Below are 16846 nucleotides of genomic sequence, written 5' to 3'. Positions count from 1 at the left end.
TGCTTTTTCAATTTCAAATTCAATCATGAAACGTTCATTATGTACATAATCATATTGTTGTATGACATTTTGCAGGAGGCACAAATATGGAAAGTAAATCTGCTGTTCAGCTTTACCTCGAATTGCTAAAAAAGACAATTTTATTTGAAATATGGTTAGAATATGAGGCATACTTACCCGCATCTCTACATATTTCGAAAGAACCAGAATTCGAACCAGTTACAGTCCCCCTCCCTTTATTCATTAAGCAATATGCTGAAAACCATAACTTAAAAATTGTAAAACCAAATGTTTCAAAAAGTGAACGCCATGATGGAATGGATTGGCCAAGAGCAGCACATAGCATGATTGGTCGAGAACGTATGAACCAATTACAAGAGGCGATGGAAACCGTTGTTCGTGAAAATATAGAAGGTGATTTTATTGAAACAGGTGTATGGCGCGGAGGATCATGCATTTTTATGAATGGTTTTTTACAAGCAAACAACATTACGGATCGTAATGTGTGGGTTGCAGATTCATTTGAAGGTTTGCCAGCACCGAATCTAGAACAATATCCAAAAGATTACGGTGATTATTTACACACATTCGATTACTTACGCGTCTCTTTAGAACAAGTACAAGAGAATTTCAAAAAATATGATTTACTAAATGATCAAGTGAAATTTTTAAAAGGCTGGTTTAAAGATACTTTACCAACAGCACCAATTGAAAAAATTGCAATTGCACGGCTTGATGGTGATATGTATGAATCTACAATGGATGGTCTCGTGAACTTATATGATAAAGTTTCTAAAGGTGGCTATATAATTATCGATGACTACGGGCTACCACCATGCGCTGAGGCTGTGACAGACTTTAGAAATCAACGGAATTTAAAAGCCCCTATTACTAAAATTGATGTATTTGGTGTTTATTGGAGAAAAGAATAAAAAAGATTTAATCTATAGGAGATTCCATTTTCACTCATTCTTCTCTTACTTCTAATCCAATTAAGTATTCTTTTTCGGAATCTCCCTACATATAACAATTGTTTTCCTGTGTTCTCTCACTACAAATTGAAAATTTTATTAATAGATTTACTGCATCTTCTCATACAAGAAAGGGGTATACTCATGAGCGAACTTAACAAAGAAATGACTTTACTCCCCCCTCCTGAACTCGTCCAATATGTAGGTGGCGACTTCAAAAAAGTTGGAAAAGAGTTCCTAAAGCATTTTATTCAAATTGGCGCTTTAAAACCAAATGAAAAAGTATTAGATGTAGGCTGCGGCGTCGGCCGAATGGCTGTACCATTATTGAATTACTTACATGATGATGGAGCGTATTATGGATTTGATTTGTTTAAAGATGGAATTACTTGGTGTCAAAATAACATTTCAACTATGCGTAATAATTTTCACTTTGAACATGTTGACATATACAATCAATTCTATAATCCAGAAGGAAAAGAAGATGCCTCTCAATATCGTTTTCCCTATGAAGACGGGACATTCGATTTTATCTTTTTAACTTCTGTATTTACGCATCTTCTCCCAAAAGAATTAGAACATTACGTATCTGAAATTGTACGTGTATTAAAAAAAGACGGGAGATGTTTCATTACATTCTTTCTTATAAATCCTGAATCGTCCTATTATTTAAATGCAGGACAAAGTACACTAGGTTTTTATCATCGAATCGAAAATTGCTACGTTGTAAATAAAGATATTCCGAATTTCGCAGTTGCTTATCCTGAGACAGATATTTGCAATCTATTGAATAAGTACGGCCTAGAAATAATCAATAAGCCGCATTACGGTTTATGGTGCGGCAGACATGAATATACAAGTTACCAAGATATTGTTCTTACAAAAAAAAGCTTCTGAAAGGAAGTTATGTATGATAAATGAAAAAAATCCACCTCTCGTTTCCATCCTTATTCCCACTTATAATCGGCCTCATTATTTCAAAATTGCTCTAGAAAGTGCATTGGCACAAACTTATTCTAATATTGAAATCATCATCGGAGATGATAGTACAAATGATGAAACAGCAACTTTAATACGTGAACAATACTTACCAAATTATAAAAATATAACATACATTCGAAATATCCCTACTCTAGGACAATTTCACAATGACCTTATGCTCATAGAAAAATCAAATGGTGAGTATATAAATTTTTTAATGGACGATGACGTGTTTTATAAGCATAAAATACAAAAAATGATGGCCTATTTTGAGCAAGATCCCAATAAAAACCTTGCTCTTGTTACTTCTTATCGAGTACGTATTGATGATCATGGAAATCTAATAGGTGATTCCCATCCAACACAAAGGTTATATAGTGAAGATACCCCATTAAACGGGATATTTTTAGGTAATTGGATGTTAAAGGGCGGACACAACATTATCGGTGAGCCTACAACTACTTTGTTCCGAAAGGAATTGCTCACTGAACCTTTTGGCACCCTTAAAGAGCGACAATATTCTTGTAGTGTTGATATGGCCTCATGGATTTCTTTACTTTCTAAAGGAAATGCAATATACATTTCTGAGCCTTTAAGTCAATTTCGCTACCATGCTGGACAACAAATACACAATAAGCTCCTTCAAGGTTGTGAAGATTTCACACACCTTGTTATAACAGCAAAAGAATATGGCTTTTTACAAAATACTACGGACTATAGAGCAGCTCTACTTAGTGCTTACCAATGGTGTAAAAGTTCCTTAAAATACTATCTTCATCAACTAGATATTTTTCCTGACGCACATGTACGTCTTTCCCATTGTTTGGATATAATTATTAAAGAGTTAAACAATTAAACTACTCTGCAAAATCAAAAGTGTATGGACTATATGTGAATTATTTGTATAGTTCATACATTCTTTCTCATACTATAAAGTGAAACTTTAATCAGCTCTCACCAATCGGGCTTTTACGGGCAGTTGATCCCCCACCGAACTTCTTCGCTTTCGCTGAATTTTGAGGTGGGGGTCTTACTGCCCATTAATGCGGGATAAAATCCATTACTATAAAGAGCAGTAGAAAGGAATACCTACATTGAAAGATCCAAATTCTCAATATCAAATAGACTACGTATTACTATTTATTTTATTTGCCATTGGGATTGTTAGTTGTTGTGCTATTGCAAGTGCGCAAGCCTCTTTACCGCCATTTTTACAAAACGTCAATTTTGTACTAAAACAAATCCAATGGTATTTCATTGGATTTATAGCCATTGGTGTTATTATGATTATCGATTTCGACCGTTATCAAAAAATCGCTTGGTATTTGTACAGCTTTGCAATGGTACTACTTATTGGACTAGAACTTCAAGTACCAGGTGCCGTTACAATTAAAGGCGCTACAGCTTGGTACAGGCTCCCAGGCATCGGAAATTTTCAGCCTTCTGAAATTATGAAATTATTTTTAATTATCGTCATTGGACGAATTATAGCAAACCATAATGAGAAATATTTTCTCCAAACAATACATGACGATTTTTTACTACTTGGAAAAATATTTGCAACAAGTTTGCCACCACTACTACTCATCGCAAAGGAACCAGATTTAGGAAATACAATGGTCATTTCAGCGATGCTTGCAGCAATGATACTAGTTTCTGGCATACGATGGCGTTTTATTTTCGGATTAGTTTCAGCTACTTTCGTGGCTGGATCTACATTAATATATATTTTTTTTACTCACACAGATTTCTTTAAAGCACATATTTTAAAAGAATATCAATTAAATCGCTTCTACGGATGGTTAGCACCTTACAAATATGATGCACAAGGATATCAATTAAGACAAGCATTCTTAGCGACTGGATCCGGAGAAATGCAAGGAAAAGGGTGGGAAAATGGACAAGTATATTTTCCAGAACCACATACAGATTTTATTTTTACTAATGTCGCTGAACAATTTGGATTTCTAGGCGCAAGTGTCATTATTTCTCTTTTTTTCTTACTCATTTTTCGAATGATTCATATTGCTTTAGAAAGTAATGACCCTTTTGGTAGTTACATTTGCGCTGGTACAATCGGAATGTTTACTTTCCAAGTATTCCAAAATATCGGGATGACAATCGGATTACTTCCCATTACAGGGATAACATTACCTCTTATGAGCTACGGAGGAAGTTCACTGCTTACATACATGATTGCGATTGGGTTCATTTTAAATGTTCGCTCAAGAACGAAAATCTTTATGTTTAAATGAACAACACAAAAACGCTATATTTTTATCTCTATCCTTTTTTAGATATACTAATGAAAAATACGATGGAGGTTTAAATATGAAATATGACATTATAGGAGATATTCATGGATGTTTCCAAGAGTTTCAAAATTTAACAGAGAAGCTAGGATATAACTGGAGTAGCGGTCTACCGGTTCACCCTGACCAACGCAAACTTGCATTCGTTGGCGATATTACAGACCGTGGTCCTCATTCATTACGTATGATTGAAATTGTATGGGAACTTGTCATACATAAAAAAGAAGCTTATTACGCTCCTGGAAATCACTGTAATAAACTATATCGATTTTTCCTTGGGCGTAATGTAACAGTCGCTCACGGACTTGAAACAACTGTTGCTGAATATGAGGCACTTCCTTCTCATAAGCAAAACATTATAAAAGAAAAGTTTATCACTCTTTATGAACAATCACCACTCTACCACATACTAGACGAAAAAAGAGTAATCGTATGTCACGCTGGGATTCGGCAAGATTACATAGGAAGACGAGATAAAAAAGTACAAACCTTTGTATTATATGGCGATATTACAGGAGAAAAGCATGCCGATGGCTCACCGGTCCGTCGCGATTGGGCGCAAGAATACAAGGGACAAGCTTGGATTGTATATGGACATACACCAGTAGCAGAACCTCGATTCGTCAATCAGACAGTCAATATTGATACTGGTGCTGTATTTGGTGGCAAATTAACCGGATTACGTTATCCTGAAATGGAGACTATCTCTGTCCCTTCTTCTTTACCTTTTGTCGCTGAGAAATTCCGTCCAATTTCATAACTACCTTACTTAGCATTATTTAGGCAGATTTCATATAAAACTAGGTAAAGTAATTAAAAAAAGATGCAATAAAGTGCATCTTTTTTTAATTACCCTACATATAATGTCGCAGGAGGTGACAGAATGAAGAAAAAATCTTCTAAACAAAAAAGAAAATTCCCCCCTTTATATCTGCCCATGTACGGAATTAACAACTGGTGTAGTATTCGGGCTGCAGCGATAGAAGAACTGGAAGAACAAGAGTCATCAAAAAAAAGCAAAGTAAAACCAACATATGTCTCTTTAGAAAATGCTGTGATGAGCCGCATAATCGATCGCAGAAAAATAAAGATGCAACAAAAAAATAAACAGCTTTCAAATCAAGATGAACAGATACTACATTCTAACCAAACAGAAGAAAAGACGGAAGAAAATATTTCTGTAGCAATGAATAAAAAAGTGGAACCAGAAATTCCAGCTGCTATTATAAACAAAGTAAAAAAAATAAAAGAAGCATTAGCTTCATCGAATGATATACAAATTGAAAAACCACTCATAATTGAGACACCTACACCTGAAAATACAAAAGTTAAAAGGGGCGGCCGATATGCATATGCAGAGGGGCTTCACTCTCATGCGGAGGGCATGGCAGCACATGCGGAAGGCTTATTAACACACGCAAAAGGTTCTTTCTCTCATGCAGAAGGATCAAACTCAAAAGCAACTGGACATAGTTCACATAGTGAGGGAAGTGAAACGACAGCAGGCGGGGCTTATTCTCATGCGGAGGGTAAACAGACGATTGCTTTAGGCGAAGCAGCACACGCAGAAGGAACCGCAACTATCGCTAACGGATCCTCTTCTCATGCGGAAGGTCATCATACATCAACAGCTCATTTTGCAGGTAGCCATATTATGGGGCGCTTCGGCACTGCAGAAGAAGCTTATTCTTGGTTTATTGCAAATGGTGTAAGCGACACCGACCATAATATCGGGGCTAAATGGCTTGCTCATAATGGAGAAATGTACATTGAGGGCGCGTCTTACAATGCAAGCGGAACGGATTTTGCACAAATGTTTGAAACCGAAGGTCATAAACCTATTGATGTCGGTTATTTCGTTACATTTAGTAGCGAAGAAAAAATTCGGATAGCTACTTCACACGATTCGTTCATTTTAGGAATATCTAGTGCAACCCCTGCCCTTATAGGAAATAGCGGGGCTTTAAGTTGGCAAAAACGTTATAAAACAGATAACTTTGGAAAACGCCAATATGTATGGACGGAAGCCGAAGAAATACAACCTCTTTTAAATACAGAATGGGATCCAACTTGCAAATATGTAGCAAGAAAGGATCGCGCCGAGTGGCTTCCTGTCGGATTAATTGGACAAATGTTAGTACGTGATGACGGCACTTGCGAAGCACATGGATATTGTCGTCCAAATGACAATGGCATTGCTACAAAAGCCGAAAATGGATTTTTCGTTATAAAGCGTACGGGTGAAAATCAAATTTTAATATTATTCCGCTAAGAAAAAAGGGAACAAAATTCTTTATAATATAAGAATTTTGTTCCCTTTTTAAGTATGCCGCAACACTTCTTGCATATCGCTTGGAAGCTTTATAGTGAAAGACATCTCTTTCTCTAAAATAGGATGATAAAACGTCAAAGATTTACTATGAAGTGCTTGCCGTTTCATGTCATCCCTTCCCCCTCCATATAAGCTATCACCAAGTAACGGATGCCCTATATGAGCCATATGCACACGAATTTGATGCGTTCTTCCTGTCTCAAGCTCAAGCGCTACATGTGTCTTATAATATGTACTATCAATTACCTTAAAATGAGTAACTGCCCTTTGTCCATCCTCACAAACCGTTCGCTCAATAATGCTATCAGATTTTCGACCAATTGGTGCATCAATCATTCCTTCTCGTTCTACAATCTTTCCGTGAACAATTGCTTCATACGTTCGTTTCACAGCTTTTTGTTGATGCTGCTTCGATAAAAGATGATGTACGAAACGATTTTTTGCAATAAGCATAAGCCCCGAAGTATCACGATCTAAACGTGTTACGATGTGCACTGTACTTGCAAGGTGCTGCTTATCATAATGAGATAAAAGCGCATTGGCAACACTCCTTGTCGGATGTTCTCTAGACGGAATCGTTGACATGTTCGCCTCTTTATTAATGATAAGAACCGCTTCATCTTCATATACAATGCTTAAAGGGATATCTTCTGCCCTCATCCCTTCACTTCTTTCCTCAACTGGAAAAAAGACACGTAATTCTTCACCAGCACGCAACTGATGACGAACACTCGCATGGTGACCATTTACTTCAATTGCCCCGCCGTGAAACTTTATATCCGTTAAAGCGGCTTTAGAAATACCTTTCGTTTTCAAAAATTCCCTAACTAAAGTTCCCTCTTCAGCCGGCCCTATATCCCATTTCAATGTAAATCTGTTCAAATATATAACCCTTTCTATTTATCTGCAACAAACGAGTCACGAACTCGTTTCCAGAACGGGAATGGACGGAAACGAACAAATCGTACTTTCTCGTTTGCAACGCGATACTGGATTGATTTCACATCTTGATGAACCATCGTTAAATGATCCACTGTGATTTGTAAGTTCATTCCTGCAGCTGGCTTTAACACACATGTATGATGCTTCGGCAATACGAGCGGCGATCCTACAGTACGAAATACACGATTGTTAATGGACGCCATTTCTGCAATTTGTATCGCTTCAATAGATGGGTGAATAATCGCTCCGCCAAGCGCTTTATTATACGCGGTACTTCCTGAAGGAGTAGAGATACAAAGGCCGTCTCCGCGGAATGTTTCAAAATATTCTCCGCGTATTTCCACTTCTGTTACTAATGTACCTTCTGCACTTTTTACAGTCGCCTCATTCATCGCTAAATACTGTGACTCTTTACTTCCATTCACATAGCGAATAATAACTTCTAAAAGCGGATATTCCACCACTTGGAATGGTGTTTTCGCAATTGCAATTACTAATTTCTCTACTTCTGTCGGTAACCAATCTGCATAGAAACCTAGATGTCCTGTATGTACACCAACAAATGCTGTTTCATCCAATCGATTATAATAACGATGAAACGCATATAAAAGCGTTCCATCTCCCCCAACAGAAATTACAATATCGGGTTCCTTTTCATCCATTATAAATCCAAAATCTAGCAAGTACTCTTTCATCGTGCTTGCCAGTGTATCTGATGATTGATCTCCCTTTGACATAATTGTAAATTTCATCGCCCAACACCCTTTAGTTTATGATTCAGAATCTTTCGTTTCTTGCTTTCTTGAAAAAGCCTTTTGCGCTTCTTGAATTTCAAGACGAATAGAAGACATTTCTTCATCTAATAAAAACGCCGCTTCAGCTGCACGTTGCAACCTTATTTTAATATCTTCAGGAAAACGTCCACTATATTTATAATTTAAAGAATGCTCAATTGTTGCCCAAAAGTTCATTGCTAGCGTGCGTATTTGGATTTCTACCAATACTTTTTGTTCACCCTGAATCGTTTGAACAGGATAACTAATGACAACATGATAAGAACGATAACCGCTATCTTTCTTTTGCGTAACATAATCACGTTCTTCCACGATTTCAAAGTCATTTCGTTTTCGAAGATATTCTACAACAGGCTTAATCTCATCAACAAATTGACACATCATTCTAAGCCCAGCAATATCCTGCATATCTTCTCTCAATCGGTCTAGCGGTACATTTCTCTTCTCCGCTTTATCAATAATACTTGCAACCGACTTTACCCTTCCTGTTACAAACTCAATTGGAGAATGCTCTGTTAACATTGCAAATTGAGTACGCATTCCTTTTAGTTTCACTTTCAGCTCTGCCACCGCTTGGTGGTAAGGTGCTAAAAATTCTTCCCAATTTCGATTCATTTCAACCACCACCAAAATCAATCCATTTGCTTATAGAAATACTTTTTCTACAGCAGTTACTAGTTCTTCTCCGTAATTTGCATTACCTTCAATATTTTCAACTAAATATTCTACTTCTTCTTTTAATCCTTCTAATTCCATTTCAATGTCATTCACGCAAACGAACATAACCACATCGTTATTCATCGCTTCATGCATTGCTTCCCAGCATGTGTGCGGAATACTTACATAAATGAAAGATGATTCATTTTCTAAGATATATAAAAATGATAAATTGTCTGAGTCTACAAGTACGTGATTACGCGCACTTAACTCCTTTACCTCTATTTCACTATTTTCCGCACAAAAAATAAGAGCATTCTCTCTCTTTTCTACGCTCTTAACTTGGATTTTATTTTGCATGCTCTAACTCCTCCATCTCAACTTCCTGTCTTACTTAACAGTATTATTGTATCATAACATGGACGCAAACAAATAAAACATTGAACCAAATTTATGAAAAAGCGATAATGTGTAAAGAATTATTTTTCAAAAGGAGATTATACAATGACACAAGAAATTGAAATTGAATTCAAAAATATCGTTACAAAAGAAGAATTCGATACATTATGTAAATCGTTTTCTATTGAAGCATTTACAAAACAAGTGAATCACTACTTTGAAACACCTGACTTCTCGTTAAAAGAAGCTGGCTCTGCACTTCGTATTCGTCATAAAGGAGAAACTTATACGTTAACGTTGAAACAACCTGCAGAAATCGGTTTATTAGAAACGCATCAAGTCGTAACAGAAGACGAAGCAAAAATGATGATGGAAACAAACACAATCATTCAAGGAGCAGTAGTAGATCAATTACACAAATTACAAATTCCTGTTTCTGCTTTAACATATATGGGTAGTTTAACAACAGAAAGAGCAGAAACATTATTTAAAGGCGGAACGCTTGTCTTTGATCATAGTTTCTATTACAATCACGATGATTATGAAATTGAATTTGAAGTGCAAGATGAAGAAACAGGAAAAGCTGCATTTATTGATTTATTAACGCAACATAACATACCTATTCGCCATACAAATAACAAAGTAAAACGCTTTTTCCTTGCCAAACAAAACAAAGCACGCTAAAGTGAAAATTCCACTAGTGAATATGTTTCACTAGTGGATACATCTCACTAAAAAAGTTTACACCCGTAGAATAAGCAAAGAGTCTTTGAGAAGGCTGTTTATTTGCCCTCTCGAACATTCCATTGCTACAATAGATATACATTTCATGGAAAAAGGAGTTTATAAAGGATGAGCAAGCAACCGATGACACCATTTGAAGCAATTGGCGGTGAACAATGCATTGCAATATTAGTAGATACATTTTATTCCTATGTCAGTAAACACCCTGACTTATCTCCCATCTTCCCGGAAGATTTAACAGAAACCGCTAGGAAGCAGAAGCAATTTTTAACACAATATTTAGGTGGTCCTAATTTGTACACTGAAGAACATGGTCATCCTATGTTAAGAGCGCGCCATCTCCCGTTTGAGATTACCCCGAAACGAGCAGAGGCTTGGCTATCATGTATGGAGCAAGCAATGGATGATACTGGAGTGCATGGTCATATAAGAGAGTTTGTTTTTGAACGTTTAGCATTAACCGCTCAGCATATGGTTAATACTCCAAACGAAACAGGTGAAGTGTAATGGATAAGCAGGAAGCAAAGCATATAAATATGCCATCTCCTTCCGCATGTGAGCATAAGTCTGTAGAAGCATATTTATTTATTGATCCACTTTGTAAAGATTGCTGGGAAATTGAGCCTTTTATTATTAAACTATGGCTTGAATACGGGAAATACTTCTCTATTCGTCATATCGTAACAGGAAAAGTGGATGGAACGAACGCTTCCTCACACAAATGGAATAAACCTGCTAATATTCGATTTGTGTGGGAAAAGACAACCAGTTTACAAGGTTTTTCATGTGATGGAAAGGTACATATGCAAGAAGCATCGTCAACACCATATTTAGTTTCGATGGCAATTAAGGCAGCGGAGTTGCAAGGCCGAAAAGCAGGTTCGAAGTTTTTGCGAAAACTCCAAGAATACATTTTCCTTGAAAATGTATCAAACCCTGACTGCGAACTATTACTTGCATGTGCGAGAGATAGCAATATTGATGTAGAAGAATTTAAAAAAGATCTACATTCTGCTAGTGCAAAAAAAGCTTTCCAATGTGACTTGAAATTCACGAATGAAATGCATATTACAGAAATACCTTCCCTCGTCTTTTTTCATGCGAACTCAGATGAAGAAGGTATTAAAATCGCTGGAAATTATTCCTACGATGTATACGTACAATTATTGAAAGAACTTGTAAAATGTGAAATTGAGCCAGAACCATTACCACCTTTAGAAGTGCTACTAGAAGCAACACAATTTATATCTTCAAAAGAAGTAGCATTTATTTATGACTGTCCGCAACAAGAAATTGAACGCGAACTAAAAAAATTACAACTGAAACGAAAAGTACAAATGATAGAAGTAAAATGCGAACGTTATTGGAAATGGATAGCAAAAGAAAAAGACCTGGTGTAAACACCAGGTCTTCTTCTTTACGGCTTATAAAAATATTAAAGGGGATGGGAGAAATTTTCACGTTCAAACAAAGGGGTATATGTTTGTATGTGAATTCGTTCACGCTTATTATATTACAAGATTCGACGTCAGATGACAACCCCTTTTGTCGAATTTCACACTTTTGTCACATTCTAAACGTTTTCATTTTTGAATAAGCTATAAAAAAGGTCATTTAGGGGGTTTATTTATGAAAAAATCTTATATTGCTCTTCTCTTTCTAGCTGTCATCGTTTCTTTTTTCTTGTACATCCTCTCTCTACTACAAGCTTTTCCTAAAATTATTGCCTTACCTCTTTTATTCGGAATCATCGTTATCACACTCTCTTATTTCAATTATAAAAAACGATTCAAAGGGTTTTAATTTCAAAAATCAGCCGTAAAGCTATCCTTTCAGTTAGAAAAAACAAAGAAATCCACCTTTCTCTTCAACAAATATCGACATTAAATCTATTCAACAAAAAAGACGAGGATACAATCCCTCGTCTTTTTTCATTACTTTTCTTCAAATAATAATGCTTCTAATTCATTTAATTTCTCTTCAAATACTTGTAGCGCCTCTTTTACTGGTTCAGGAGATGCCATATCTACTCCTGCTTTTTTCAGCACTTCAATTGGATAATCAGAGCTTCCTGCTTTTAAGAACTCGTTAATATAACGTTCTACTGCTGGTTGTCCTTCTTCTAAAATCTGTTTAGATAGAGCTGTCGCTGCACTAAATCCTGTTGCGTATTGATATACGTAATAGTTGTAGTAGAAGTGTGGAATACGAGACCATTCTAAACCAATCTCTTCGTCGATTACTAAAGCGTCACCAAAATATTTCTTATTTAAATCGTAGTAAATTTCCGTTAGCATGTCTGGCGTAACAGCATGTCCTTCTTGTACTTTCTTATGAATAATATGTTCAAACTCTGCAAACATCGTTTGACGGAATACAGTACCACGGAACCCTTCTAAATAATGATTTAATAAATATAGACGCTCTTTCTTATCTTCTGTCGTTTTTAATAAATAATCATTTAGAAGCGCTTCATTACAAGTAGATGCCACTTCTGCTACGAAGATGGAATAATCACCATATACGTGCGGTTGTGTTTTTCTTGTATAGTAACTATGCACCGAATGACCAAACTCATGAGCAAGTGTAAATAAATTATTTACATTATCATGCCAGTTCATTAAAATATACGGATTTGTTCCATATGCACCAGATGAATATGCACCGCTTCGTTTTCCTTTATTCTCATACACATCTACCCAGCGATTTTCATATGCCTCTTTCAAAATATCAACATATTCATCACCAAGTACGTTTAAAGATTTTAATAAAAGGTCTTGCGCTTCTTCGTATTTCACATTCATTTTCACTTCTGGTACAAGTGGTGTATATAAATCATACATATGAAGCTCATCAAGTCCTAGTGCACGCTTACGAATATCGATGTAACGGTGTAATAAATGTAAGTTGTCATTTACTGTTTCAACGAGTTGATCGTATACTGCTTCCGGAATATTATTATTGCTCAGTGCAGCTTGGCGAGCAGAATCATATTTACGAACACGCGCATTGAAATTATTACGTTTTACTGCTCCGCTTAACGTACTCGCGAATGTGTTTTTAAATTTTCCGTACGTTTCATATACAGCTTTAAATGCATCTTTGCGAACACGAGGATCATCACTTTCTAAAAACTGAATGTAACGGCCATGTGTAATTTCTATTTCTTCTCCGTCTTCCCCTTTAATAGATGGGAATTTTAAATCCGCGTTATTCAACATACCGAATGTATTGCTTGATGAACTCATTACTTCAGATGCTTCCGCTAATAAAGCTTCCTCAGCTTCTGATAATACGTGCGGGCGTTGACGTGTAATTTCTTCTAATGCATGTTCATATACACTTAAATCTCTATTTTCCTTCAAGAATGTTTGCAGTGTATCTTCTGAAATCGATAAAATTTCAGGCACAATATATGCTGTACTACTAGATACTTGTGAATATAAATTTGTTGCGCGATCATTTAATGCTTGATATACAGAGTTTGTTGTATCTTGATCGTAACGCATATGAGCATATGTATATAACTTACCTAATCGCATTGAAATTTCATCTTCATATTGCAATGCCTCAAGTAAATTGTCCGCAGAGTCACCAAGTTTCCCTTTAAATTCAGCTAACTTCGGCAATAGCTCTTTAATAGCTTGGAATTCTTTTTCCCATTCTGCATCCGTTTGGAAAATATCTTCTAATCGCCACGTACTTGCTTCTTCAATCTCGTTGCGATCTGGTAATGCTTTCGCTTTGTTTTGTTCAGACATTCTTTAAGCCCTCCTTTAAATATCTCTACTTAAGTACAATTCGTTTTTTTCTTATGTAATTCCTTCACAATCATTCTTTATTATATCCCCTTTTCCTCCTCTCATGTTAAAATTCACCTCAAATAAAGATAGCGCATGTATTAAGCAAATCTCATCATGTTTCATAATTTCCTCCTCTGTTTTTAACATCACGATATCCCTTATTTTCCGGTATGTATAAGTTCCCACTTTACGCAAAACACCTATATAGCATAAAAATGTCATGTATTCAGTAACTGCCACTTTCCATATGTGCTTTGAAAAGTACGGAAGTATCCGCCTTTTCGTATACCTTTTTACATAACTACACACGTATTGAAGAGAAATACACTCTCCTACTGCAAGCTCCCCTACACACTTCATATATAGGAAAGCTTGCCATATAAATGGGTTTGTTTGTAAAGCAAATGCAGAAGGGAGTGGAACACCAATTTCAGAAGGAAAGCTTGCTGGGGTACATTTAAATTGATATAAGAGGCGTAATAATGACTTATAATTATAATTCCAAATCGGCAGGGCATTTTTGCGGAAGTAGTTCTTTCTCTTCTTCCACTCTTCACCCAATCTTTCTTTCCCGAAAGGCACGGGAGAAAAAAGAATTTCAAAAGTAGTCGTATCAGTTGGTAAATATATAGTATGTGAGAAAAAGACATTTGTAGAAAAGGGAGTGACAAATGCACATTTCATAAATGATTTTTGTTTCGGACAGAAGAAAATAAGAAGTGGCTGAGGATAAGATTGTAAGGAGAAAGCCATAAGTGAGGAAAATTTCATCCAATATGCAGATTGCCTTTTTAATTGATTTCCACCAACGATCCAAATGACCTGTATACCAGCTTGCCAATACGAATATGTTCTTTTGTACAGCTGCTCTATAGCGAGGTTTGCACATTGGTATTCAATTGCAATTTTTCTGCCCGCCCTCTCTACAAAAACATCTGGTCGTTGCTTAATTTCTGGAAGGTAGTACTCTATATCCACCTGAAAGTTTTGACGCTTAAACCATCTATATAACAATTCTTTACCATGCATATGATACGTTGATTCCGCTTCATAAAAGGCAAGACATGCATTCACTTTTTTATGAGCAAAATGCCAACTTTTTTGTTTCCCTAATTTCATTTGCACTTCCTTTCCACAAGCTACACAAAAGAATCGTTCTTGTTGACGCATACGGCGCAAAAGCTCTTCATTACAATTATAGAGTAAATGAATTTTTTCTCCGTTTTCTCTTTTAGCGATAAATATCGTAATCACACCCTTTCAGCTCCTTATATTCTACAATTTGTTACAAATTCCTTTTAAAAAAAGAGATGTCCCAATTTCGGACATCTCTTTTTATAATAAAGGTGATAATAAGCGGTACGTTGATTCAACAATTCGTCTATGAAGACGTCTTTTATGAAAATGATCAACATGAATTTCACTTGATTCTTCTAAATCATCTTTAAAGTCTTGAACAAGTCTTCTAATGCTCTCTGTATCATATAAAAAGGCATTTACTTCAAAATTCAAATGAAAACTTCTCATATCCATATTAGCTGTCCCAATTGAAGCTAAATCAGAATCGACGATGACAACTTTACTATGAAGAAAACCTTTTTCATATTCATATATCTTTACTCCTGCGTCTAAAAGTTCTGGGAAGTACGATCTCGATGCATAAAAGACAGTCCGCTTATCCGGTTTACTCGGCATTAATAAACGAACATCAATACCAGCAAGTGCAGCAACCTTTAATGCGGATAAAATATCATCATCCGGAATAAAATACGGCGTTGCAATCCAAATAGATTTTCGAGCAGAAGCGATCATTGCAAAATATAAATGCTTAATCGTTTCCCACTTATTATCGGGGCCACCTGCAACTAGCTGCACTCCTCCCCAATGATCACCCTCAACTGCTTTTGCTTGTAAATATTCAGGGGCTAGCACAGCCTCCCCAGTCATATAAAACCAATCTTGAAGGAAAATAAGCTGTAAACTTTGTACAGCTTCACCACGCAAATATAAATGTGTGTCTCGCCAAAAGCCAAAATATTTATTTTTCCCTAAATACTCATCACCGATATTTAAACCGCCTACAAACCCTTCGTTCCCATCAATCACAACAATTTTCCTATGATTTCGATAATTAATTTTATCGTTTAAAATCGGAAAGCGCACAGGAAAGAATGGAATCATTTCTACACCTGCATCGTTTAATTCTTCAATATACGATTTCGATAACTTAAAACTTCCAACCGCATCATATAAAAAGCGAACAACAACGCCTTCTTTCGATTTTTGTATTAAAATATCTTTAATTTCTGTTCCTAACTTATCATCACGCACAATGTAATATTCCATATGAATGTGATGTTTCGCTCGTTTTAACCCATTTAAAATAGCCCGAAACGTTTCATCTCCATTTGTTAATGTCCTCGTTTCAGTTTGAAATGAAATATTTAAAGCACCTAATCGATCCGCTAAACGAAATAACAGTTCTTGATGCTTATGATTGCGTAAAATTCGTTCTTCGTAATCTTCATGCCCTTTATATTGTAAAAACGCCTGTTCATCAAGTAACGCCTTCTTTTGGAACATTCTTTTTCTCCGAAAATTTTGTCCAAATAATAAATAAGCAAAGAAGCCAAATACCGGAAAAATTCCTAAAACAATTAACCATGTAAGTGTTTTAGATGGATGTCGATTTTCTAAGAAAATAACGCAACCAATTAAAAACGCAGATACTGTAAATAAAATACTGATAATACCTAAAATCGAAACATCTTTTATCCCAATCACATCTGAATAAAATGCTACATCAATAAACATACGTAACGAAACAAATAATGCGAACAATAGCAGTATAAAGAAAATCAGCTTTAACGTATTTTTCATCTCTTACCTCCTAACTAAGAAAGCTTTCCTA

The 16846-nt window shown here is 35.9% G+C and carries 17 protein-coding genes; 10 read left to right on the top strand and 7 right to left on the bottom strand.

The features are described from left to right. The first annotated feature begins 86 nt into the window (after positions 1–86). The 6 genes from NST86_RS06265 to NST86_RS06240 all read left to right on the top strand — a co-directional run bounded on the left by NST86_RS06265 (position 87) and on the right by NST86_RS06240 (position 6536). The gene (locus NST86_RS06265) at positions 87–932 is read left to right on the top strand and encodes a TylF/MycF family methyltransferase (RefSeq protein ID WP_000444389.1); all 846 of its coding nucleotides are present in this window, start codon (positions 87–89) and stop codon (positions 930–932) included. A gap of 183 nt (positions 933–1115) precedes the next feature. Beyond that, positions 1116–1868, top strand: a complete 753-nt coding sequence (locus tag NST86_RS06260) for a class I SAM-dependent methyltransferase (protein ID WP_001292836.1) — start codon at positions 1116–1118, stop codon at positions 1866–1868. Positions 1869–1881: 13 nt separating this feature from the next. Continuing rightward, entirely contained in the window at positions 1882–2808 is a 927-nt protein-coding gene (locus NST86_RS06255; RefSeq protein ID WP_001999321.1) for a glycosyltransferase family 2 protein, read from the top strand. A 238-nt stretch (positions 2809–3046) separates the two neighbouring features. Continuing rightward, positions 3047–4207: an FtsW/RodA/SpoVE family cell cycle protein gene (locus NST86_RS06250; protein WP_000654697.1), complete on the top strand. Its 1161-nt coding sequence runs from the start codon at positions 3047–3049 to the stop codon at positions 4205–4207. Between the two features lie 76 nt (positions 4208–4283). Further along, positions 4284–5024 (top strand): bis(5'-nucleosyl)-tetraphosphatase PrpE, encoded by a 741-nt coding sequence (gene prpE / locus NST86_RS06245; protein WP_000872698.1) that lies wholly within the window; start codon positions 4284–4286, stop codon positions 5022–5024. Positions 5025–5147: 123 nt separating this feature from the next. After that, positions 5148–6536, top strand: coding sequence for a peptidase G2 autoproteolytic cleavage domain-containing protein (locus NST86_RS06240; RefSeq protein WP_044795511.1), 1389 nt, complete (start codon positions 5148–5150; stop codon positions 6534–6536). Positions 6537–6584: 48 nt separating this feature from the next. Here NST86_RS06240 and NST86_RS06235 read toward each other — a convergent pair whose 3' ends face one another. From NST86_RS06235 to NST86_RS06220, 4 genes are read right to left on the bottom strand one after another with little or no spacing between them, the layout of a single operon-like run. Next, complete coding sequence (locus NST86_RS06235) at positions 6585–7478, bottom strand: RluA family pseudouridine synthase (protein WP_016117420.1); 894 nt, start codon at positions 7476–7478, stop codon at positions 6585–6587. A 14-nt stretch (positions 7479–7492) separates the two neighbouring features. Beyond that, positions 7493–8290, bottom strand: coding sequence for an NAD kinase (locus NST86_RS06230; protein WP_000673190.1), 798 nt, complete (start codon positions 8288–8290; stop codon positions 7493–7495). A gap of 18 nt (positions 8291–8308) precedes the next feature. Beyond that, the gene (locus NST86_RS06225; protein WP_001081482.1) at positions 8309–8947 is read right to left on the bottom strand and encodes a GTP pyrophosphokinase; all 639 of its coding nucleotides are present in this window, start codon (positions 8945–8947) and stop codon (positions 8309–8311) included. 30 nt (positions 8948–8977) lie between these two features. After that, positions 8978–9349: a UPF0738 family protein gene (locus NST86_RS06220; protein ID WP_086423837.1), complete on the bottom strand. Its 372-nt coding sequence runs from the start codon at positions 9347–9349 to the stop codon at positions 8978–8980. Between the two features lie 144 nt (positions 9350–9493). Here NST86_RS06220 and NST86_RS06215 point away from each other — a divergent pair, with 144 nt between their 5' ends. The 4 genes from NST86_RS06215 (at position 9494) to NST86_RS06200 (ending at position 11935) form a co-directional block, all read left to right on the top strand. Next, complete coding sequence (locus NST86_RS06215; RefSeq protein ID WP_061664359.1) at positions 9494–10072, top strand: CYTH domain-containing protein; 579 nt, start codon at positions 9494–9496, stop codon at positions 10070–10072. 168 nt (positions 10073–10240) lie between these two features. Further along, positions 10241–10639, top strand: a complete 399-nt coding sequence (locus NST86_RS06210) for a globin domain-containing protein (protein WP_000043386.1) — start codon at positions 10241–10243, stop codon at positions 10637–10639. After that, positions 10639–11532, top strand: coding sequence for a ClpXP adapter SpxH family protein (locus NST86_RS06205; RefSeq protein WP_000360656.1), 894 nt, complete (start codon positions 10639–10641; stop codon positions 11530–11532). Before NST86_RS06210 ends, NST86_RS06205 begins: the two co-directional genes overlap by 1 nt. A 229-nt stretch (positions 11533–11761) precedes the next feature. Further along, complete coding sequence (locus tag NST86_RS06200; RefSeq protein WP_000750355.1) at positions 11762–11935, top strand: hypothetical protein; 174 nt, start codon at positions 11762–11764, stop codon at positions 11933–11935. A 131-nt stretch (positions 11936–12066) separates the two neighbouring features. On the opposite strand, the gene pepF is transcribed toward NST86_RS06200, so the two are convergent. The 3 genes from pepF to NST86_RS06185 all read right to left on the bottom strand — a co-directional run bounded on the left by pepF (position 12067) and on the right by NST86_RS06185 (position 16815). Beyond that, entirely contained in the window at positions 12067–13893 is a 1827-nt protein-coding gene (gene pepF / locus NST86_RS06195) for an oligoendopeptidase F (RefSeq protein WP_086423836.1), read from the bottom strand. A gap of 51 nt (positions 13894–13944) precedes the next feature. Continuing rightward, a complete protein-coding gene (locus NST86_RS06190; RefSeq protein WP_086423835.1) occupies positions 13945–15189 on the bottom strand; it encodes a competence protein CoiA in 1245 nt (414 codons plus the stop codon). 81 nt (positions 15190–15270) lie between these two features. Continuing rightward, positions 15271–16815 carry a cardiolipin synthase gene (locus tag NST86_RS06185; RefSeq protein ID WP_000799195.1) on the bottom strand — a complete coding sequence of 515 codons (1545 nt, stop codon included), beginning with the start codon at positions 16813–16815 and terminating at the stop codon, positions 15271–15273. Between the last annotated feature and the right edge of the window lie 31 nt (positions 16816–16846).

This window comes from Bacillus sp. FSL L8-0199 (assembly GCF_038005705.1).
GTDB classification, from domain to species: domain Bacteria; phylum Bacillota; class Bacilli; order Bacillales; family Bacillaceae_G; genus Bacillus_A; species Bacillus_A cereus.
Note: the sequence above shows the minus strand (reverse complement) of the source record. Positions and strands in the feature narration are given on the sequence as shown.

Coding starts and splice junctions, on each gene's coding strand:
- NST86_RS06265 (WP_000444389.1), top strand. CDS start 87: ATGGAAAGTAAATCTGCTGTTCAGCTTTACCTCGAATTGCTAAAAAAG.
- NST86_RS06260 (WP_001292836.1), top strand. CDS start 1,116: ATGAGCGAACTTAACAAAGAAATGACTTTACTCCCCCCTCCTGAACTC.
- NST86_RS06255 (WP_001999321.1), top strand. CDS start 1,882: ATGATAAATGAAAAAAATCCACCTCTCGTTTCCATCCTTATTCCCACT.
- prpE (WP_000872698.1), top strand. CDS start 4,284: ATGAAATATGACATTATAGGAGATATTCATGGATGTTTCCAAGAGTTT.
- NST86_RS06240 (WP_044795511.1), top strand. CDS start 5,148: ATGAAGAAAAAATCTTCTAAACAAAAAAGAAAATTCCCCCCTTTATAT.
- NST86_RS06230 (WP_000673190.1), bottom strand. CDS start 8,290: ATGAAATTTACAATTATGTCAAAGGGAGATCAATCATCAGATACACTG.
- NST86_RS06225 (WP_001081482.1), bottom strand. CDS start 8,947: ATGAATCGAAATTGGGAAGAATTTTTAGCACCTTACCACCAAGCGGTG.
- NST86_RS06220 (WP_086423837.1), bottom strand. CDS start 9,349: ATGCAAAATAAAATCCAAGTTAAGAGCGTAGAAAAGAGAGAGAATGCT.
- NST86_RS06215 (WP_061664359.1), top strand. CDS start 9,494: ATGACACAAGAAATTGAAATTGAATTCAAAAATATCGTTACAAAAGAA.
- NST86_RS06210 (WP_000043386.1), top strand. CDS start 10,241: ATGAGCAAGCAACCGATGACACCATTTGAAGCAATTGGCGGTGAACAA.
- NST86_RS06205 (WP_000360656.1), top strand. CDS start 10,639: ATGGATAAGCAGGAAGCAAAGCATATAAATATGCCATCTCCTTCCGCA.
- NST86_RS06200 (WP_000750355.1), top strand. CDS start 11,762: ATGAAAAAATCTTATATTGCTCTTCTCTTTCTAGCTGTCATCGTTTCT.
- pepF (WP_086423836.1), bottom strand. CDS start 13,893: ATGTCTGAACAAAACAAAGCGAAAGCATTACCAGATCGCAACGAGATT.
- NST86_RS06185 (WP_000799195.1), bottom strand. CDS start 16,815: ATGAAAAATACGTTAAAGCTGATTTTCTTTATACTGCTATTGTTCGCA.